Source organism: Nonomuraea maheshkhaliensis, assembly GCF_039529435.1.
In the GTDB taxonomy this organism is placed as follows: Bacteria; Actinomycetota; Actinomycetes; order Streptosporangiales; family Streptosporangiaceae; genus Nonomuraea; species Nonomuraea maheshkhaliensis.
This window is the reverse complement of the sequence record NZ_BAAAMU010000003.1, coordinates 219,189-238,425: the sequence shown is the minus strand read 5'-3', so window position 1 is coordinate 238,425 and position 19,237 is coordinate 219,189. Positions and strand designations below refer to the sequence as shown.

Annotated in this window: 22 protein-coding genes; all 22 read left to right on the top strand. The window is 67.5% G+C overall.

Features of this window, described 5'->3' with window-relative positions; translation table 11 throughout:
* The first annotated feature begins 62 nt into the window (after positions 1-62).
* The 22 genes from ABFX54_RS04075 to ABFX54_RS03970 all read left to right on the top strand — a co-directional run bounded on the left by ABFX54_RS04075 (position 63) and on the right by ABFX54_RS03970 (position 19,008).
* Positions 63-323 (top strand): hypothetical protein, encoded by a 261-nt coding sequence (locus tag ABFX54_RS04075; RefSeq protein ID WP_346101519.1) that lies wholly within the window; start codon positions 63-65, stop codon positions 321-323.
* A gap of 34 nt (positions 324-357) precedes the next feature.
* On the top strand, positions 358-666 hold the full coding sequence (locus ABFX54_RS04070) for a hypothetical protein (protein WP_346101518.1): 309 nt from the start codon (positions 358-360) through the stop codon (positions 664-666).
* Between the two features lie 160 nt (positions 667-826).
* Positions 827-1,621 carry a DUF6197 family protein gene (locus tag ABFX54_RS04065; protein WP_346101517.1) on the top strand — a complete coding sequence of 265 codons (795 nt, stop codon included), beginning with the start codon at positions 827-829 and terminating at the stop codon, positions 1,619-1,621.
* Between the two features lie 71 nt (positions 1,622-1,692).
* Positions 1,693-2,211 carry a hypothetical protein gene (locus ABFX54_RS04060; RefSeq protein WP_346101516.1) on the top strand — a complete coding sequence of 173 codons (519 nt, stop codon included), beginning with the start codon at positions 1,693-1,695 and terminating at the stop codon, positions 2,209-2,211.
* Positions 2,212-3,107: 896 nt separating this feature from the next.
* The gene (locus ABFX54_RS04055; RefSeq protein ID WP_346101515.1) at positions 3,108-3,443 is read left to right on the top strand and encodes a hypothetical protein; all 336 of its coding nucleotides are present in this window, start codon (positions 3,108-3,110) and stop codon (positions 3,441-3,443) included.
* Between the two features lie 61 nt (positions 3,444-3,504).
* Positions 3,505-5,544: a DNA sulfur modification protein DndD gene (dndD, locus tag ABFX54_RS04050; RefSeq protein ID WP_346101514.1), complete on the top strand. Its 2,040-nt coding sequence runs from the start codon at positions 3,505-3,507 to the stop codon at positions 5,542-5,544.
* Positions 5,534-5,956, top strand: coding sequence for a DNA sulfur modification protein DndE (gene dndE / locus ABFX54_RS04045; protein WP_346101513.1), 423 nt, complete (start codon positions 5,534-5,536; stop codon positions 5,954-5,956). The genes dndD and dndE overlap by 11 nt, the downstream gene beginning before the upstream one ends.
* Positions 5,946-6,101 (top strand): hypothetical protein, encoded by a 156-nt coding sequence (locus ABFX54_RS04040; RefSeq protein ID WP_346101512.1) that lies wholly within the window; start codon positions 5,946-5,948, stop codon positions 6,099-6,101. Before dndE ends, ABFX54_RS04040 begins: the two co-directional genes overlap by 11 nt.
* Positions 6,098-6,466 (top strand): hypothetical protein, encoded by a 369-nt coding sequence (locus tag ABFX54_RS04035; RefSeq protein WP_346101511.1) that lies wholly within the window; start codon positions 6,098-6,100, stop codon positions 6,464-6,466. Before ABFX54_RS04040 ends, ABFX54_RS04035 begins: the two co-directional genes overlap by 4 nt.
* Before the next feature lie 519 nt (positions 6,467-6,985).
* Positions 6,986-7,465: a hypothetical protein gene (locus ABFX54_RS04030; protein WP_346101510.1), complete on the top strand. Its 480-nt coding sequence runs from the start codon at positions 6,986-6,988 to the stop codon at positions 7,463-7,465.
* Positions 7,466-7,516: 51 nt separating this feature from the next.
* Positions 7,517-8,170, top strand: a complete 654-nt coding sequence (locus ABFX54_RS04025; protein WP_346101509.1) for a beta clamp domain-containing protein — start codon at positions 7,517-7,519, stop codon at positions 8,168-8,170.
* A 78-nt stretch (positions 8,171-8,248) separates the two neighbouring features.
* Positions 8,249-8,917 (top strand): hypothetical protein, encoded by a 669-nt coding sequence (locus ABFX54_RS04020; RefSeq protein ID WP_346101508.1) that lies wholly within the window; start codon positions 8,249-8,251, stop codon positions 8,915-8,917.
* Positions 8,918-8,940: 23 nt separating this feature from the next.
* Positions 8,941-10,539, top strand: a complete 1,599-nt coding sequence (locus ABFX54_RS04015; protein WP_346101507.1) for a hypothetical protein — start codon at positions 8,941-8,943, stop codon at positions 10,537-10,539.
* Between the two features lie 337 nt (positions 10,540-10,876).
* The gene (locus ABFX54_RS04010) at positions 10,877-11,314 is read left to right on the top strand and encodes a hypothetical protein (RefSeq protein WP_346101506.1); all 438 of its coding nucleotides are present in this window, start codon (positions 10,877-10,879) and stop codon (positions 11,312-11,314) included.
* 12 nt (positions 11,315-11,326) lie between these two features.
* Positions 11,327-11,773, top strand: a complete 447-nt coding sequence (locus ABFX54_RS04005) for a hypothetical protein (RefSeq protein ID WP_346101505.1) — start codon at positions 11,327-11,329, stop codon at positions 11,771-11,773.
* Between the two features lie 257 nt (positions 11,774-12,030).
* Entirely contained in the window at positions 12,031-12,813 is a 783-nt protein-coding gene (locus ABFX54_RS04000) for a GP88 family protein (protein ID WP_346101504.1), read from the top strand.
* A 226-nt stretch (positions 12,814-13,039) separates the two neighbouring features.
* On the top strand, positions 13,040-13,726 hold the full coding sequence (locus tag ABFX54_RS03995; protein ID WP_346101503.1) for a hypothetical protein: 687 nt from the start codon (positions 13,040-13,042) through the stop codon (positions 13,724-13,726).
* Between the two features lie 19 nt (positions 13,727-13,745).
* Positions 13,746-14,105, top strand: a complete 360-nt coding sequence (locus ABFX54_RS03990) for a hypothetical protein (protein ID WP_346101502.1) — start codon at positions 13,746-13,748, stop codon at positions 14,103-14,105.
* A 503-nt stretch (positions 14,106-14,608) separates the two neighbouring features.
* Entirely contained in the window at positions 14,609-16,693 is a 2,085-nt protein-coding gene (ligA, locus tag ABFX54_RS03985) for an NAD-dependent DNA ligase LigA (protein WP_346101501.1), read from the top strand.
* Positions 16,694-16,781: 88 nt separating this feature from the next.
* The gene (locus ABFX54_RS03980; RefSeq protein WP_346101500.1) at positions 16,782-17,381 is read left to right on the top strand and encodes a hypothetical protein; all 600 of its coding nucleotides are present in this window, start codon (positions 16,782-16,784) and stop codon (positions 17,379-17,381) included.
* Between the two features lie 60 nt (positions 17,382-17,441).
* Positions 17,442-17,828, top strand: a complete 387-nt coding sequence (locus ABFX54_RS03975; protein ID WP_346101499.1) for a hypothetical protein — start codon at positions 17,442-17,444, stop codon at positions 17,826-17,828.
* A 73-nt stretch (positions 17,829-17,901) separates the two neighbouring features.
* The gene (locus ABFX54_RS03970) at positions 17,902-19,008 is read left to right on the top strand and encodes a phosphoadenosine phosphosulfate reductase domain-containing protein (protein WP_346101498.1); all 1,107 of its coding nucleotides are present in this window, start codon (positions 17,902-17,904) and stop codon (positions 19,006-19,008) included.
* Positions 19,009-19,237 lie beyond the last annotated feature (229 nt).

The window sequence follows — 19,237 nt, the reverse complement described above, 5'->3', positions numbered from 1 at the left end:
GACGAATACACCCTCGGCGCCTGATCGAATAAGTCACTGCAAAAGAGCTACACCCAAAGCCGATGGGTAAGCGCTACGTCCAGGTCGGCGACGTGGTGGAGGTCGTCGGCAAGGGCACCGAGGCCGCGAGCCACATGGGCATCACCGGCCGGAAGATCCAGGTCCAGGTGTGTGCCTACCCGTACGACCACCACGACCGGCTGTATCCGGTGGTGCTCAGCGACCACCACCCTCTGACGAGCCCGTCGATGCTCGAGGTCGGCTTCTACCTCGACGACGGCGGCTGGTGGTACGACCCGGACCGGCAGGAGACCACCCGATGATCAACCCGAAGAACCAGCAGAAAGGCGCAACGCGATGAGTGCTCGAGCGAGCGAGATGCCCGACGAGATCCCCGAGGATGACGTTTTGGAGTCCCTGTACTTCACCGACGAAGCACAGCAGATGCAGGAGCTGACCTGGGGGATGCTGAAGAGGCTGGCCGCTGACCAGCCGGACGACGCCAAGGTCGTCCTGTCATCCGACCCAGAGGGCAACCGCTTCACTCCGCTCGGCATGGTGAGCCCGAACGCTCACTTCGTTCCGACGCCGGACGGCTGGGACAACGAGGTGGTCGGCAAGCCCCGCCCCGGCAGCACGTCCTGTCTGCTGCTGTGGCCGCTGTGATCGACCCGCTGGTGTACGGCGACCCCGCGGCCCGCGTCCGCGACGACGAGCTGCCGGCCGACGACGAGCTGTCCATCCCGTGCCAGCCCGGGTGCGGCGCTGCCGAGGGCGAGCCCTGCAGGCAGCCCTGCCCGCCCCCGACCCGATCCTGTGAGGACGCATGACTGCCCTCCCGTCGCTGGCCGACGTCTACTTCGGCGCGGCCCAGATCCTGCGCACCCTCGGCTGGGTCCAGGACCGCTACGTCGACAACGGCTTCCCGCCCGAGCGGCCCCTCGAGGAATGTCCCGTGTGCTTGATCGAGGCCATCTTCCGCGCCGCCGGGCTGCCGCCGCAGACGTGGCCGGACGGTCACGACGACTCCGAGGACCAGGCCGCGCGCTGGGAGCTCGCGGAGACCGCAGCGGAGGCCCTGGCAACCCGTCTCGGCTACGACCTCGACAAGACTCCCGAAGTCGACAAGCCCGACAGGGCCTACTGGCTGATCACCTGGAACGACGTCAAGACTCGCACGCGCGCCGAGGTCCTGGCCGCGCTCGACGAGGCCGCCCGCGACGCGGCCAGCCAGCACGCTTCTCCTCCCGCCGAGGGGCGCGCTCACGTTTCACCACCCCATCGCTCCCCCGCTCAAAGGAAGACCGCCGAGATGGGCGCCATCGACTTCACCTCCGGCCCTTGGGAGGCTGACACCGCGGCGGCCGCGTTCAGCGCCGCCGTGCAAGAAGCCCGCAGGTTCAGTACTCGCGGCAGCATCGCTGACAAGGACGACGCCGGCTTCGTCGTCGTCTGCGAGACACCTCTGCCGCTCGAGATCGCGGAATCCTTCGCCCACGACCTCATGGAAGCGGAAGATCCCCGCGTTAATGACAAGTGGGGCCCCGCCGGAGCGATCCCCGTCCTGGTGGACGGGCCGAACAACCCCCAGTGGTACTTCTTCGGCTGGGCCGCCCGCTAGCAGCCGCCGCCTCAGTCATGCCCCCGCTTCGGCCGGGGCCTTTTCGCTTCTGCTGCCCAGGGGAACCCCGCATGGATATCAAGCTGACCGTCTACCGCACCACCAACCCCGAGGTGCTCCAGCGCTGGCGCGAGGTCAACAACGCCGTCGACACGTGGCGTGACCGCGTGCATGCCACCCTCACCGAGCACGGGCTGTCCGGTCGGGAGGTCTACATCGATGAACCGTTCGGCACCTTCGAGGGCATCGCACCCGCCGCCGGGGACGACATCACCCAGCCGCCGCAAGGGTGGAGACACAACCCGAAAAACGGTCTTTTCCTGCCGCGCCGGTCAACAACGAAAGGTAAGCAGATCGCGGCTGCGCTGGCTGAGCCGCGCCCCGACCCCCGCCGACTGCCTGGCATGCCCGCAATCGTGTGGATCGGCTTGAGGCGCCTGCTCAGTGGGCTGCGGTTCATGGACGGCGCCCTGTACGCCGAATGGGCCAACCCCCTCCCAGACGACCAAGTAGACCTGAGCATCTGGGAACCGGTCCGGCTCTCGGAGTACTACCGCGTCGTCGAGGCGGCCGAGGAGCCGATCAGGTAGGGGCACGGTGAGGACGTGAGATACGAGGGCCATGGCATGCTACCCGCCGACCGTTGGGAGCCTGCCGCGTCCGCGCATCCGGCGCAAGACCACGCCGCGCTGCGCGCGGTCGCCTGAGGGGCGAGTCTTGCACCTCTTCGCGCTCGACGCGGAGTATCGGCGCCCGAACGGCGGGTCTGCTTCCCGGACGGCAGCTGATCGATCGCCAACCCAACAAAGGTCCGAACTATCCATGACCGTCCGACGCCGACGCTGCGAGGCGTAGCGAGAGGCTCCGAGCGGGATGGATCCCGCCTAGCGGTGGCCACAGTGACCGCCGGCTGCGAGCACGAGCACCCGGCAGCACGGCCATGTCCGGCTTCCCCCACAGGACTGGTGGAGGCGCCCGACTGAAGGGACCTTCATGACCATCTCTGAGAACGCGTTGCGCTCGCGGGCGCGGCTCCTGATGAGGTATTACACCACGACCGGCGATCTTGATGAGGTGGCCGCCGCCGATCGGCGAACGTCACTGGCCGACGCGCGGATCGGCCTGTGTCTGGCCGTGGGCGTCGCGCAAGAGGACATCGACCCAGCCGGGGGTTTCGAACTACTCCGCCGAGTCCTACGAAAGCGTGCGGGCCTCGTGGCGGAATTATGCCCGTCAGCATGGGTTCTCCCGCTTCTACGACGGCCCCGCATACGAGGCGACGCTCAACAACTGGCGGGAGCGCCGTCCTGGCCTCGTAGCCGACGACTGGATTGAGGAGCAGTGGAAGCGCGATTGACCGGGCGAAGCGAACGGTCACGCATGGTGCCTGAGAGGCGCGCCTCGCGGCCACGACTGCACCACGCGCCTGATCTGCCACACCCCATCGCAGCAACACGAACGCCTCCTGAGAGCAGGGATCCTCCCCATGACCAGCCAGGCCCCCGACCCCGCATCCGTAACCTCTATGACGCCTGCGTTCATCGAGTACGACCCCGGCAATCCGCCAGAATGCGAGCCCGGAGAGGGCGTTGCCGAGACGTTCAACATCTACGTCGGCGGGGCGCTCGCCGTCACGGCGGAGTTCACCTACCTGCGGCACGGCAAGTGGTTCCTCCTCTTCCGCGACCTCAACGGTGAGCCCACCTCCGGAACCGGTGGTGACATGTGGTCGGCCCCAATGCTGACGCTGCGCGAGCGGGTCCACATCATGTCGGGCGTTCCGCTCACTGACATTCAGGTCCGCTTCCCCGGCGAGGACTGATCAGCCGTACTCGCTGACCCCGGCCGCGCGCCCGTCACCGTTTCAGCTCAGGAAGGCATCCATGATCTTTGACGAGTTGACCCTGCACAACTTCGGGGTCTTCTCCGGAACCCACACGCTCACCCTCACCCCGCCTGCATCGGATCGGCCGGTCGTCCTGATCGGCGGCCTCAATGGTTGCGGCAAGACCACGCTGCTGGATGCGATTCAGCTCGCCTTGTTCGGCAGCCGAGCTCGTCTGGCCGGTCGTGGCCGTGACGGCTACGAGCGCTACCTCGCGGGGCAGATCCACCGCAGCTGCCCGGCCGGCGAGGGCGCCGCGGTCGAGCTGGAGTTTCGGATCACGCGGGAAGATCGCGTGATCCGGATCCGAGTGTGCCGATCCTGGCATGTGACCGGCTCGGGAACAGCGGAAAAGGTTCGCGTGCTGTGCGACGACAACCTCGCCGGTGTGCTCGCCCCGGATGACGCCCTGACCGCCGATTGGGCAGACCGGGTCGAAGCCTGGGTCCCCGCCCGGTTGGCCCCGTTGTTCTTCTTCGACGGCGAGCAGATCCAGGCCCTGTCCGACCCCGCCATGGCCCAGCAGGTGCTCCGTACCGCCATCCACGGACTGCTCGGTGTAGACCTCACCGACCAACTTGTGGCCGACCTCAAAGTGGTCGAGGCCCGCACCCGCAAACGCGACCAGGAGGTCCCGCCCCACGTCACGACGCTGAAGGCAACCCGTGACGCCGACGCGGTCACCGCGCACGCCGAGCATGCCCGCGCGAGCGGGGCGGTCAAGGCCGCCCAGGCCCGGCTGACCAAGGCGCGCGAGGACGCGGACAAGGCGGACGAGGCGTACCGGATCGCCGGAGGCGACCTGTGGGAGCAGCGCCGCGCCCTCGAACACGCGCTCGCCACGGCCAAGGACCGGATCCGGCAGGCCGAGGATGACATGCGAGAGGTCATCACCGGTGGCTGTGCTCCGCTGCTGCTCGCCTCAGAGCTGCTCGCCGAGGTCGTCGAACGGGCCGAAGCCGAGACCGACGGGGACCGGCAGCGCGTCCTGGCCGACGCCCTCCCGGAACGCGACCGGGCCGTCCTTGCCGAACTGGCCGGCAACGGCCTCACGCGCGCGACGCTGGAGCAGGTGCGAGCCGTGCTCGACGCCGACACTCAGGCCCGGCGAGAGAGCGCGCGCAGCGAGGCCATCGTCGCTCTGTCCCCGTACGCCACCGCGCAGGCACGGCGGCTGCTCGACACCGAGCTCCCGGTCGCGAACAAGACCGTCACCGGCTTGGTTGCGGCGCACACCGGTCTGATGGAGGAAGCCAGCACGCTCGAGCGGCGCCTTGCATCGGTTCCGAACCCGGAGTCAATCCAGCAGGTCGCAGACGACCGGAAACAGGCGCATGCCGCAGTAGAAGCCGCGACTCGGGAACTCGCGCAGGCCGAGGAGGACGAGCGGCGCACCGCCCGGGAAACCGAGCGGGCGGAACGGCTGCGCGCGGACGCCTACAAGGAGTACGCCGAGGCGTGGGCAGGCGTAGAAGACGCGCGCCGGATCCTCGCCTACAGCAAGAAATCCCGGGAAACGCTGGCCAAGTACCGGACCCGGCTCATCCAGCACCACATCGGCCGCATTCAAGGGGAGGTCCTTGCCTGCCTACGCGCCCTGTTGCGCAAGACCGATCTGGTGAGCGACGTGACGATCGATGTCGAGACATTCGCCGTCACTCTGCAGACCCGTACCGGGGCCGGGACGCGATCGTTGCCCGCGCACAAGCTGTCGGCAGGAGAACGGGAACTGCTGGCGGTCAGCTTGTTGTGGGGACTGGCGCGTGCGTCCCGTCACCAGCTACCGGTTGTGATCGACACCCCGCTCGCGCGGCTCGACGGACCCCATCGGACCCACCTGATCGAGCGGTACTTCCCGGCTGCCGCCCGCCAGGTCCTGCTGCTGTCGACCGACAAGGAGATCACCGACGCCGAAGTCCCGCTCCTCGCTGAGCACATCGGGCACACCTATCAGCTCGAATTCGACATGGCCACAGCGTCCACCACGATTCGCACCGGATACGCCTGGCACGCCGAGGAGGCCACCCATGCCCGTTGAGCGCCTGCGGTTCAGCGAGCAAGGTCGCAACCGCCTCATCACCCTCAAACGCCGCACCGCCCTGCCCACCTGGGCGGTGCTCAGCCGCCTTGCCCTGTGCCGGTCACTGGCCGACCCCAGTATCCCCCCGCAGAAGCCCGAGCGCGCCGACTCGACCCTGGAGATCGACTGGCGCACGCTCGCGGGCCCGTACGGCGATGTGCTGTGGGGGATGCTCCGGCTGCGATGCCGCCGCGACGCCCTGCCTCTCGATGAGGACACCATCGCGCGGCAGCTCAGCATTCATGTGCACCGCGGCCTCGGATACCTGGTGGGAAACCCGGACCTGAAGTCCATCACCGATCTGGCGGCTCTCACCCATACCGACGTGCCCCTCCTGAACACCGGCACGGAGGTGGTGGATGCTGACTGACGACCTCGACCTTCGCCGGAAGCTCGCCGAAGTATTCACCACCACATGGCCGCACCTCACCGACCATCCCGAACAGTCGATCAACTCGCTGCCGCAGCCGTGGCGCTACACGCAAAAGAACTCAAGCGGCTGCGACACGAAGTGACCCACAAAACCCTGGCCTGCAACGCCGCCAACACGATGGCAGGCGTCCACCAGCATCGCGCGACGCGGTTGCAAGCCGAGCTTGACGCCGCGAAAGCCACACTCGCTGGCAGCGACGAGGGGCTGCGCTCGTTTATGGCGAATTGCGCGAGACGAGCCAACCGCTTCCGCAAGCAGGTCGAGCTGTGGCAGCGCTGGGCCGAGCAGACCGAGGGGGTTATCGACCGCGTCTGGGAACTGGCTCAGCAGTGGCGATCGCAACCGCCTGCGGACGAAACCGTCTGGAGCATCACCGACCCCACCCAAGGTCACCGTTCGGCCGGCCAGGAGATTGTCGCCCTCATCGAGGAGATGATGTCCGACTGAGCAGCCGCGCATGCCTACCCACTGCTGTGCATCCCGCCCAGTCGCGCCACATGGCGCTCACGCCGTGTCCCCGATCCTGCACGAGACCAGGGACGGGCGGTGGTCCAGCACATCGCCGCCGACCACCATCGGCCCCTCGCGGACAGCCGTGAGAAGGCACCGAACGCACTTGAGGACCTGGCCCGTCGGTGGCGAGCCAGGAGATTGACTCACAGGAGGAATCTCATGCTGGGCATCACCAGCGGCGACAGTGAAGGAACCAAGCGAGCACCGGCTCACCCAGTGGTCTCCCCCGAAGCGGCCACTCTGCCTGATGCGTACTCGCTGAGCGGACGAAGCGTACGATGAGCACCGAGGCAGAACGGGCGCGCAGGCTCCTCCTACGGCGTGCTATCTCCCTCGAGGAGAATCACCTGTTCGAGTGCGACGCCCGCAGCAAGGAGGTCCTGCAGGCGTCGGCGAGGATGCTGCGAGAGCTCGCGGCGCTTCACCGTCCACTGCTTCGACGACGTTCACACCGTGCTCATTCGTGCCCAGCGGGCGCTCCACGATGACCTGCTCGAAGGCGACCCGCACCGTATCGACGCCATCACCGGCATCACCCTGTGGTGCGTCGCCGATTCCCGCAACGACGACTTCCTCCTCACAGCCACCCTCGCCCCCCGATGCCACCTCCAGTCCGACCCCATCGGCATTGAGAGCCTCGAAAGCGCCAACGACACCCCCGGCGAGCCGGTCATCCGCACCGTGCTCACCCACCTCATCGACCAGCGGAACCAACTTCTCGAAGCGTTCATCAACGAGGCCATCCAGTTCGACGGCCTGGCCGGCTACGCCCAACACCGTGGCCTGGACACCGATGTCCTCGCGGACCTCGTTCACGACGTCGCCAGCGACATCAACAACGGCGGCATCGGCGAACAACTCACCTTTCTGACCGAGCAGAACGGTTTCGACGAGACCCGCCGCCAGATCGACGAACTCGCTTCCGCGCTCTGACGCCCTCCCGGGCGGCAGCGCCGTCGCCGCCCCATCTTGGAGAACATACGCGTGACCATCACCCTCGCCAGCCCCGCCGCTCTGCTGCACACCAGGGGAAAGCACTTCAAGTCCCTAACCAGGGCGGTGCTGCCCTTCGCTGGCCGCTACGACGCCCTGCCATTCACCCATCTCCACGTCGAGGTCGCCCGTGGTGACCTGCGCCTCATCTGCTCCGACCGTCACACCCTGGCCATCGTCCGCGAGCCGCTCACCGCCGCGACCGCAGACTTCACCACGTGCGTGTCCGTGCCCGCTGACACGATCGCCGCGCACCTCGACACCATCAACGACGAAACCCGTGTCGACCTGGCCATCGAAAACGACAAACTCGTCCTCGCCTACATGCGGACCGACGTGTACATCCCTGCCCAGCCCAGCGAACTGCCGTGGCGGAAGATCGTCACGGCGAACCTGCCCCCCGCCGACGTCCCCACCGGCCATCTCGCGGTCGACGCCTCCTACCTGGCCCGGCTCGGACCCGCCCAGGCTCTCACCACGCCTGAGACGTCGCTGCATCTTCAACTGCGCGGCGCCGACAACGCGATCATCGCCACCGTGGGCGGCACCTTCCTCGCTCTCATCAGACCCCTCACAGCCGCCGGCGCGGCCGACACAACGCCCGTCCGGCCGCTCGACGACTGGTTCGACCTTCTCGACGAATGAGCACCCCGTGCGGCTGACAGTCCAGCCGCAAAACGCGCACTGAGCCGCCTGCTTGTCGTCCCCCTCTCGGAGCTGCACATGACTGGCATCGATCCGTCCATCCGTGAACTCGTCAAACCCCGTGAGGTTGAACCGCGCGCGCGGCCCGGAGACACTTCCGTCGCCTCGACCGACGACGTGGCGGAACAACGCCTCACAGGCCCGGCCCACCCTCAGCCCGGACCCGGGCCCGTCAACGCCGGCGGTCTCGCCACGATCGAGCAGGCCAGAGACCACCTGCGCCACCTGTCCAACCAGCAGAAGACTCGTGGCGAGCTGGCCGCTCTGGCCGACGACCCGTCGCTCAAGCTCGCCGACGGCGGCGGCCTGCTCCTGGTCAAGTCCAACTCCCGCAGGTGGCGGTATCTCCACGCCCAATCCGGCCTGTGGCTGCCGAACATCGCCGACTCCGAATGGGGCGGCGCCAGAGCCTCGATCGAGCTCGCCCACCGATACGAGGCCATCACCGGCGCCGGTGGTGCACCGATGAACTGGGGCGATCCGGCCCTGCCCCAATACGCCACATCGTGGCGCTCGGACCTCGGTGAAACCCTCGGCCAAGCGGTGCGACGTGTGAAAGGCGAGTGGGACGCCGCCAACAACAAGGCCACGACGGCTGCGCGTGCCTTCCTCGACCGAGCGGTCGACCCCAACCGGGCGACCGCGCCGGAGGGCAAAGCCTACGGTGACCATCTCAGCCTGGGATGACGATCCGTTGTCACGATGAGGCAGTGTTGATCGAACAGGCCGAGGAACGGGGCGTCGGCGAATACCTGCTCCACTTCGAAAACGCCCCCGAGCCGATGGAGGTTCTGCGTAACGTCCTGGTCGAGCTCGCGCCGGACGTGCGCGTCTATGACACCACGGGCCGTCGGCGAGGCGTGGTCATGCCCGGCCGCATGCTCAAGCCAGGCGATTGGGTGGAGTTCCTGGAGCGGGAACCGAGGTGGCTGCACGATTTCGGGCTGGCCGATCGTACGTTCGGCGTGCTCGTGCGAGGCCGGGTCAGCCAGGCCCAGCCGACGGGCGGACTGACCGAGGTCACCCTCCATGATCGGGCTGGCCGTAAGATCCCGCTACCCGCCAGCCCGCCCAACGCGGTACGTCCATGGCTCAGGCGCGTGGTCCGGCTGGATCGGCAGCCGACCGATTCCTGGGTCACACCGATCGCCGACGAGCGCACCGACGAGCGCGGTTTCTCCCTGGACAGCGTCAATTGCGAACCCGGCGACGACGTCGAGGTCAGCGCCACCGTCCTGGCCACGAGGTACACCGGCCACGGTGATGGCACGCGCATCGCCAGCGATGAACTGGCCGCCAACGATGGGCAGCCGGTCCCCGAGGGGACCCAGATCGTCGTGTGCGGCACGGTTCGTGCCCATCTCGGCCGCGTCCTGCATCTGACCGCCGCGACTTGGCGCACCGAGGACGGGGCCCGAGCCGGCGCCTTCCGCGGGCCCACGCCTGGTAACTCCGGCATCGTGCTGACCGTGCGGCAGCCCGTCGCCCGCCGACCCACGGCGCCCACCGCCTGGCCTGAGGACGAGCAGATCAACGTCGCCGGTCGGGCCGAACGCGTCGCGCACCGGTTCTGCCTCGACCGGGCCGCTGTCGCCGCAGCGGCCGCCGCCCGCCCGTACGCTGCCCGAATCGCCACGTTCAGCAACGAGCTCAAGGACACGGACGAAGCCGATCTCGACCGGTTCGCCACCGGCGTATGGCTGGCCCTGCGCGGCCCGCGGCGGGGGAGGAAACGCGACACCGCGGCCCAGCTGGTCGCCCTCGATCTGGCCGCGCGCCGGCGCGGCTACTGCGGGCCCAACCGCGACTACGTCGAAGGCCGCGGCCGCGCGCTCCTGCTGCTGGGCAAGCGGCACGCTGACGCCACCGTGCAAGGCGTGAACGACGAGCAGCTGCGCGGCCTGACCGACGTGCTCCTGGCTCTGCGCGAGCGTGACGTTTGTGAGCCTCCGCTCCTGGCCCGCGCTCTGGCCGAGGCCGCGCGACGTCGCGTTCAGCGGCCGCTCTCCGCCATGACCCGTGACGAGCTCCAGGCCGCCCTGGCCCCGCTGGACCCATCGCTCGCCGAGAAGACCCAGAGGTGGCGCGCCCTGCTCGAGGACCCTGGCGCGGCCCGCAACGATGTGAACGCGGTCTGGAAGGAACTGGACGTCACGCTCATGGCGCAGATCACCCAGCTTGATGCGAACGGGGAGAGCGGCGCAGCCGAGTGGGTGCATGCCGCCCATGCGGCCCTGCAGGACTGGACGTGCACGCTCGGTTCGCCCACGCACGCTCACGCCGGCCCGCCCACGGACGACACCGAGTAAGCGGCAGCTCGACGCCGCCGCTGGCGCAGCGGAGCTACGAAGGCGGGTAAAGCTTCCCAGCGCGAAGGGTTCAAGCAGCGCGACCCCATGGGTGAGGACCCGTCGTCCGGTCCGACCGGGCACATGCCTGGCCACGTCCGGGCGGCGGGTGCCGCATGGCGGCCATCCGTAGGGAGCGAACGCGATGCCGTTTCCCCTTTTCACCGCGCCCACCTGAGCAGCCGCCTGAAGGACTCGAGCACGACGCCCAGTACGAATCACCCCAATTTCCCATGTTGAAGGGCTGATCAGGAGACGGCCCCGACGATGAAAGGAACTGCTGATGACAGCGACCGGGATGCTCATCTTCGGGTACGAGCTCGGCGGCCCAGGTGACAAGCTCGGTTGGAAGGTCCCTACCGACGCACACGGGAGCCCCGACCTGGACTGGTACAACTCGGACGACCCCGACGAGATCGGGTTCGGCGAGCAGGCTGCTGCCCACCTCCTCACGATCAAGGGTGAGACGCCCACCCGGAAAGGCGACGATCACGACCTCGCCGAAGATCTGTGGGGCGTTCACCTGGTCAGATACGGCAGCGACGCCCAGGAACGGTGGCTCCTGGTCAGCTATCGGACCAATGTGTCCGATCGGGAGACGGCCCAGCCTGTCGATCTGGCCGAACTGGTCGTGCACGAGAGGGAGGCCACTGTGAGGCTGCAAACCGCGCTCGATGCGCTCGGTATGCCCGAACCGGCCAAGCCGCAGTGGTACCAGGCCGCTCACGAGCTCTGATCAGGAGCGGCGATGCTTTCGATCGACCGCGCAGTGCTCGCCGCCTGCCTACACGAGGCAGGGCTGAGCGAAGAACGCCTCATCGACGAACTGCCCTGGCACAGCGGGACGTGCCCGGCCATCACCATCGACAGCGACCGGGACGCCCTCCAACTCGTCATCGAGCTCTACACCTGGCATCAGGAACGCGACGAGGACGGGCACGAGATCGCCACACAATTCGACCGGCGCACCGCCATCGAGGGGTCCGGCCGCAGCAGGCGACTCTGCCTGCCCGGTGTCGTCCTCACCCGAGCGGGCGTCGCCTCACCGAGGCGGGCATCACGGGGCGGGGGTGCGCCTTTCGTGCCAGCCTCCCCCGAGGTGGCGTCGGCGTTCTCCGGCCGGGCGTGCATTCCCGGGTACCGAACCGCCTGCAGGGTTCCCTACACGAGCCGGACACAGCCCGGCACCTCCTGAAACGGCCGGCACCACCCAACCATCCCGCATAGCGCACGACATCCCCGGCCGGCACCCATGGAAAAGGCCGGGGACAACCCCTCGCCGACGAAGCGGCCGTCCCCGCCCACGGCCGCGTCCTCCCGCTGCCGTACGAGACCCGAGCGGCCTGTCCCCTCCACGCTCACGCCCAGCCGTACGCGGGCCGCTATCAAGCGGCACATCCTCCCCCTACTCAGGAGGTTTGATCATGCATTCCAGCCATTCCAGGCCACCCCATGAACGAAATTGACGCGCTGCAACTGCCCGGCTTCGCGACGCCCGTCCGCCGGCCACGACGGCTGCTCACGCAAAACTCGCGGCTGAAAGCCATCGGCGTCTACAACTGGACGCTTCCCGCCCTGAGAGCTCGCCTGCCGGACGGACAAACGATCACAACCTGCCCCGCCGCAGGCGTCTGTGCCGCCGTCTGTTACGCCCGCGCCGGCGCGTACACGTGGCCTTCCGTCCGCCAACGCCACCTGGCCAATCTGGCCTATGTGGTGGAGGACCTGACGGGGTGGGAGCAGGCCATGCGTGCCGAGTTGCGCCAACCCCGATTCGCCCGGGACACCTGGGTGCGTGTCCACGACAGTGGGGATTTTTGGTCCGACCCCTACACCGAAGCCTGGCTGGCCATCATGAACGCCAGCCCGCACGTGCAGTTCTACGCGTACACCAAGGAGGTCCTGCGATTCAAACGCATCGTCGAACCGGCGCGCCCGCCCAACTTCCACTGGGTCTACTCGCTCGGTGGGAAAGAAGATACGGAGCTGAACCCCGCCGTCGACCGTGTCGCCGACGTTTTTCCCACGGAAGAGGCCATCCACGCGGCCGGCTGGCATTCCCAGAAGGACGACGACCGGCTCGCGGTGCTGGGTCCCGCACCGGTCGGGATGAGTGCCAACAACTTGAAAACGCAGAAGCGCCGCCAGGGCAATCGCACGCTGGGCGAATGGCAGGCCAGCCTTCGGCGTAGGCGGTCTTCCGTTCGCTGGCCGCTTCCAGCGAAGGACCCGTAAACGGGTCGCATGCCTTCCCAGACTTCGGAGCCCAGCCCCGACCGCGCATGGCACCCGCCTCGTTCCCGGCCATATCGAACTGCCGCCGCACTACAGCCAGCAGTCCGCAGCCGCCGACGTCGAGCGGCTGTCGCCCTTCGCCGTGCTCACCAGCGTGCGATCACTTCAACGCCGCGTCCCCGGACAGACAAGCTCACCAGACCTGTGCAGAAAGAGGTACGCCACCATGGCGCACACCATCATCGCTTCCGAGGAGATGCTCAACTTCCTCACCCACGTTGAGCAGCGTGAGGGTGGTGCGAACGGCTGGGAGCAACCCCCTGCGTTATACGACATCACTCTCGACACCACTCGCACCCCGGCCAGCCTGACCTTCACCGAGCTCGGCCCTTGGCACTGGACGGCATTCTTCTTCGGCCTCGGCCCCAATGGCGCGACCGGCGACGTCGACCATGACCTCGGCCTGTATGCCGACCGCGTCGACCCCCTGCCCCACTTCCTCGCGACGGTGCTCAGGTACGGAACACCTGCCAACGACATGAGCAGGGCTCGCCGTACCCTCATCGCCGTCGATGAGCGTGCCCGCCTCTACCGTGTCACTTCCGTTGACGGCGACTCCACCATGACTGCTGAGCAGTTGACTCGCTTCGAAGAGGACCCGCACTTGGCGGCCCTGGCCAAGGTCGCCGACGCGTTGCGCGGCGGCCCCGCCGTCCACGAGTACGCCTTCGAGGTCAAGCTGTTCGCCGTCGCCCAGGTGAGGGCCACCAATGAGGAAGAAGCCCGCCAACTCATCTCCTCTTTCCAAAGTGTCGACATCGACCACAGCCACAACGGTGTGACCGTCACTGAGGTCAGCAGTGACGACGGCGTGCCCGACCTGATCGAGATCGATGGCGAAGCCCCCTCCTGACAACGCAAGGGATCACTCGTTGCCCAGCAACCTCCACGCCTACTTCGACGACCGTGACTTGGAATGTCTCGCCCAAACTGCCGGCGAACTCCTCGTCGACCCCGACCATGAGCTCACCACCCGACAGCGTGAACTGGCCGAACGCGCCTACAAACTCCTCGTCGACCCCGACCATGAGCTCACCACCCGCACCTACACCTACGACGCCCGCTACAGCTTCACCGCGTACGTGAAGGCAACCGGCGAGCGAGAGTCCCGCGCCATTCTCCAGGACCTGGCCGACATCGAGATTCCGCTGACCGAACAAGGCGTGACCCTCGTCTGCGGAAACCTCGAGGGCGCTCCTCACCTGGTCGATGTCAACGAGACCGGTAAGTGACAGACCCACCGCCTGCCCCGCCATCTTCCAATAGGGCGGGAGCCTGGAAGTGTTCAAGGCCGCCAGCGCAGGCTCGATTGTGACCAACCGATTCGATACTTCTTCTAATGGCACAAGAGTGATTTCGCAGTAGAAGTGCTCGCCTGCCTGTCTCGCCGCTGCGCTGAGCCTGCCATGCCCGAGCAGTGCAGGAAGGCCGAGCCGCGCTGCGCGCGGTCGCCTGGCGGCGAGCCCTCCTGCACTGCTCGTCCACATGGCCCCCGGCTCACAACGGCGAGGCAGTCCAGCCCGATCCACCCGGAGCCAACCCCCTGCTGGCCCCATCAACGGCACCTGCCGAATCAGCCATGCCAAACGCGCGCACCGGCACAGCCGCCCTCAGTTCAGCATCATGCGGGGACGCCTTCCCGTGCCCGGCTCGTCACCAACCGGGCGCCGAGAACCAACGCCCCAACGGCCCCTGGCAGCAACGTATACCCCGTCAACTTCGACCGAAGGACGTCATGACCGTAGCTCCTAACCTTGCTCTGCCCAACGACGCCGCGTACGCCGAAGCTGTCGCCCTTGCGATCGACACGGCCAAGGCCTACTACGACACCGGCGAGTCGGCCCTCGACGACGAAACCTACGATCACCTGCTCCGCGACATTGCCGCTTACGAGGCCGCTCACCCCGACGCTGTCCTGCCCGATTCCCCCACAGGCAAGGTCGCCGCCGGCGCGGCGACCGGCGACATCCCTCACCATGTACCCATGCTCAGCCTGGACAACGTGTTCAGCGCTGACCAGCTCGCCGACTGGGGTACTGCGCTGCAGCGACGGCTCGGCCACGCCGTCCTCGCGTGGAGTGTGGAACCGAAGCTCGATGGGCTCGCAGTCGCAGCCCGGTATTACGAGGGCCGGCTTACGCAGTTGATCACGCGAGGGGATGGATCCCTCGGAGAGGACGTGAGCCACGCGATCGGCACGATCATCGGCCTGCCGTCCCAGTTGGCCGAACCCCTCACGATCGAAGTTCGCGGCGAGGTGCTATTCACCAAAGAGCAGTTCGAGCAGGCGTGCGCCAAGCGGCAGGCCCACGAGGGCACCACCTTCGCCAACCCCCGCAACGCAGCTGCCGGCACGCTGCGAGGTGCCAAGAACCGGCCATACGTGAGCGAGCTGACATTCGTCGGCACCAGCGCGCTTCCGCACCCCGACGACGCCTCTGAGCTGGCGGTACGGCTACCCAAGCTGCCGCACAACTCGATCATGCACTGGGTGGCGGAAAAGGGTATCCAGACCACCGCCGCCATCCCCTCAGCCGTGGTCGGCACCGTCGCCCGCACGCTCGAGGAGGTTCAGCAGCGCGTCGATGAAATCGCCGCAGCTCGTGCCGATCTTCCCTTCCACATCGACGGCGTGGTCATCAAGTGCAATCTGGCCATTGATCGGGCACAGGCAGGTTCCAGCTCCCGAGCCCCGCGCTGGGCCGTGGCCTATAAGCTCCCACCCGTCGAGAAGATCACCAAGCTCATCGACGTGGAGTGGAATACCGGCCGCACCGGCATCATCGCCCCACGCGCCGTGCTGGAGCCCGTCGAGATCGACGGCAGCACGGTCAGCTTCGCCACGCTCCACAACGTCGCCGATCTGACTCGGCGAGGCCTGATGCTGGGCGACAGCGTAGTGGTGTACAAGGCCGGCGACGTGATCCCGAGGGTTGAGGCGCCGGTCGTCCACCTGCGCACCGGCGACGAGCGGCCGATCCCGATCCCGCAGGTCTGCCCGTCATGCGGCGATGCGATCGACACCTCACAAGAGCGGTGGCGGTGCGTACGCGGCCGCGCGTGCCGAGCCCTGCCCTCCATCGTCTACGCCGTCGGCCGCGACCAACTCGACATCGAGGGCCTAGCCGAGACCCGCATCCGGCAGATGCTCGACGCGGAACTGATCGCCGACTTCGCCGACCTGTTCTCCCTCACCCGCGAGCAGCTGCTAGGCCTGGAGCGCATGGGCGCCTCCAGCGCCGACAAGCTGCTGGCCGCCATCGAGGAGGCCAAGACCCGGCCGCTCAGCAGGTGGTTCACAGCTCTCGGCGTGCGCGGCACCGGCCGCTCCATGAGCCGCAGAATAGCCCGGCATTTCGGCACGTTGACGGCCATCCTCGCCGCCGATTCCCAGGCGATTCAGGCCGTGGAAGGCATGGGGCCCGAGAAGGCCGCCTTGATGCTCGCCGAGCTGGCCGAGCTGCGACCACTCATCGTCAAGTTGGTCGCAGCCGGTATCTCCATGACCGACCCGGCCACCGCGACCAAGCCAGCGAACGCCGACGGCGCGGCCGAAGCTACGCAGGCCGCTCCGCCGCTGCAGGGCATGACAGTGGTCGTGACCGGCGCCATGCGGGGCTCGCTGGAGCACCTGACCCGCAACCAGATGCACGAGCTCGTGGAGCGGGCGGGTGGCTCGACCTCATCCAGCGTGTCGAAGAGGACCAACCTGCTGGTCGCCGGCGACAACGCCGGTTCCAAGCTGGCCAAGGCCGAGTCGCTCGGGGTGCGCACCGTCACGCCCGAGGAGTTCGCCGAGATCGTCGCCGTGTTCCTGTAGACGGCCACACACCATGCACGGCCGGTGCGCTGACGTCGGCGCACCGGCGCCACCCGCCGTCCCTCCTTCCCGGACGGAGATCGTACTTATGACTAACACCAACACCTGCGAAACCTGCCCGCCAGCCCAGAGCTGCGACGCTGTGACCTGCACCGTGCAGAAACTGATCAACGACTACCCATCCCTGCACGCCAACCGAACACAGGCGCTCTACCGACTCCTGTGCCACACCGGCAACGGGTACGAGTGGTCCAAGGGTGCGCTGGTCAACGTGTTCGCTCACTACGACCGCACGAAAGAGAAGGCGCTCAAACCGTCCCGTGTCCCCGCTCCGTTCGAGTGGCTCAAGGAACACGACCCGGACGAATACCAGCAGATGGCCCAGGCGTACGAGGCCGAGCGCGAGCGTCTGCGCGACATCCGTGCTCGCGCCACCGAGCTCGCGCGCACGCCTGGCCCCCTCGACTTCAACCCCGTCGACCGCGACGCGGTACTGACCCTCCGGCACGACATGCCCGCCGACCTTCAGCCGGAATGGCGTGCAGCCGCCGACGAGATCGACGATGTGGTGCGCCTCCTCCGAGAGGCGCGTAAACGCCACCAGGAGACCATCGTCAAGCAGATAGCTGGGCATATCGGCGAAATCAGCCACGCAATCAGCCGGTTACGGCAGTCCGGTCACACCTGAGACCCTGCCGCCGAGCCGCTCGCGCGCCTCTTCGCATGGACGATCAGGCATCACCACGACGTGCACGAGCATCCCGACCGGCCTCTCAACTCCGGCGCCTGGGACTGCACCGGCTGCGGCAATCTCAACGGAACACCTGAGAAATGCCCCGGCTGGTACGCCTACCAGGGCGCCCAATTGATCAACCGTGATACCCCCGTCTCCGCTGCGGCCGTGCTCGTCCAGCAAGGACACCTCGTCTGCCCGCAGTGCGGCGCCAAGGACACGATCGTCGAGCACGACACGACCAGTCGGACGAACGGACTCAGCCTGCACCCCGACGGCCACATCGTGGCCGATCCCGGAGCGAGGGGCGACTACGAAACCGACTACTTCGAGTGCCAGCAATGCGACTCACGCGTGGACCTTCCCCGCGATCTGGAGGTCCATTACCCCTGGTCCAACTGAGCACGACGGCGTCCCCTCACCGCGCCCCCGCCCAGCCAGGCTCCCCTTGGCCCGCACCGCCACGGAGAACACCGTGCCCGCCATCCCTGCTTGCCTTGCGCTGCTGCCGCGCCAGCTGTCCGTCACCCTGAAAAAGGTCGCGCCCGGCCCAACGTTCCCGGTCAGCATGCCCCGCTTCCGCTACGGCAACGGCTGGCTGAGCGTCGCCCTGACCACGATCGAACCCAGCCACGAACTCGTGCCGAACCTGACGCTGATGGACGATATCAACGTCAATCATTCAGGCGGCAAAGATTCCCGCGTCATGGCCCGCTACATGTGCGAGCTGGCCCGCGCCGCTGGCGTCCTGGATCGCGTCACCATCCTGCACAACGACTTGGGCATGGTGGAGTGGCCCGGCACCGCCGAGCTCGACGCCCAGTATGCCGACTACTATCGCGCGACGTTCGGCGCCACCTTGGTCGAGTTGTTCGGCGACCGGCCCTCCGCCAAAGACCTCGCCCGCCAGGACGCCGAACTGTACGGGGTGCCGTTTGTCGTGCGCTCACGCATGCTCAAGGACGGCACACCAGGCGACTTGATTCAGCAAATCGAGCAGTACGGTGCCTTCCCGGACGCCGCCCGCAGGCACTGTACAAGTGAGCAGAAGCGGGCTCCGAAACACGCCGACTTCACCCGGCGCGTGCGCGAGCGCGCCCTGGGCCGCAAGATGCTCATCCTCGACGTCAACGGCGAACGCGGCGACGAATCCACCGCGCGTATGAAGAAGGCGCCGTTCGAGTACAACCGCGTGGCCTCCAACAAAACCAAGCGGAGCGTGTGGACGTGGCGGCCCCTGCACGACTGGACGCTGTCGGACATTTGGGATTACCACGCTGAGCACGGTATCGAGCGGCACTGGTGGTACGACGCCGGCGGCGGCCGCCTGTCGTGCTCGATCTGCGTGCTCGGGTCCAACATCGACATCACCCTGGCCTGCCTGTACCGGCCCAACCTCGCCCAGCGCTACCGCGGTCTGGAAGTCACCACCGGCCACCTGTTCAAGCACAGGCGGTCCATCCGGCATTACATCGACGCGGCTGCTCGCCTCACCGCCGACGACATCCACGCGCATATCCGCGCCGCCAGCCTGCCCACCCCCGCGCCCACCACAGCCGGCGGCTGCTCATCAGCCTCATGACATTCGGCAAGGCCCACATGCAGTTCGCCTGACGAAGCGATCCGGGCCCGTCCCTCAAACAGTCCGGCCAGGTCGTGCCCAAGCCGCGACGCGAGGAGAGGGCGCTGCCGCCGCCCACAGAACACCCACACAGGCCCCATCAGAGCTGGGACGCCCGCCCTTGCTGGCACGAGCCCTGGGCCCACACCGACTTTCCAACGCCACCACGACAGCACCAACGGACTGACAC

Excerpts from the sequence above, each read along its gene's own strand:
- dndE (WP_346101513.1), top strand. The coding sequence starts at position 5,534 with ATGCCCGTTGAGCGCCTGCGGTTCAGCGAGCAAGGTCGCAACCGCCTC.
- dndD (WP_346101514.1), top strand. The coding sequence starts at position 3,505 with ATGATCTTTGACGAGTTGACCCTGCACAACTTCGGGGTCTTCTCCGGA.
- ABFX54_RS04075 (WP_346101519.1), top strand. The coding sequence starts at position 63 with ATGGGTAAGCGCTACGTCCAGGTCGGCGACGTGGTGGAGGTCGTCGGC.
- ABFX54_RS04005 (WP_346101505.1), top strand. The coding sequence starts at position 11,327 with ATGCTTTCGATCGACCGCGCAGTGCTCGCCGCCTGCCTACACGAGGCA.
- ABFX54_RS04000 (WP_346101504.1), top strand. The coding sequence starts at position 12,031 with ATGAACGAAATTGACGCGCTGCAACTGCCCGGCTTCGCGACGCCCGTC.
- ligA (WP_346101501.1), top strand. The coding sequence starts at position 14,609 with ATGACCGTAGCTCCTAACCTTGCTCTGCCCAACGACGCCGCGTACGCC.
- ABFX54_RS04065 (WP_346101517.1), top strand. The coding sequence starts at position 827 with ATGACTGCCCTCCCGTCGCTGGCCGACGTCTACTTCGGCGCGGCCCAG.
- ABFX54_RS04010 (WP_346101506.1), top strand. The coding sequence starts at position 10,877 with ATGCTCATCTTCGGGTACGAGCTCGGCGGCCCAGGTGACAAGCTCGGT.
- ABFX54_RS03980 (WP_346101500.1), top strand. The coding sequence starts at position 16,782 with ATGACTAACACCAACACCTGCGAAACCTGCCCGCCAGCCCAGAGCTGC.
- ABFX54_RS04060 (WP_346101516.1), top strand. The coding sequence starts at position 1,693 with ATGGATATCAAGCTGACCGTCTACCGCACCACCAACCCCGAGGTGCTC.
- ABFX54_RS04020 (WP_346101508.1), top strand. The coding sequence starts at position 8,249 with ATGACTGGCATCGATCCGTCCATCCGTGAACTCGTCAAACCCCGTGAG.
- ABFX54_RS04040 (WP_346101512.1), top strand. The coding sequence starts at position 5,946 with ATGCTGACTGACGACCTCGACCTTCGCCGGAAGCTCGCCGAAGTATTC.
- ABFX54_RS03995 (WP_346101503.1), top strand. The coding sequence starts at position 13,040 with ATGGCGCACACCATCATCGCTTCCGAGGAGATGCTCAACTTCCTCACC.
- ABFX54_RS04055 (WP_346101515.1), top strand. The coding sequence starts at position 3,108 with ATGACCAGCCAGGCCCCCGACCCCGCATCCGTAACCTCTATGACGCCT.
- ABFX54_RS04070 (WP_346101518.1), top strand. The coding sequence starts at position 358 with ATGAGTGCTCGAGCGAGCGAGATGCCCGACGAGATCCCCGAGGATGAC.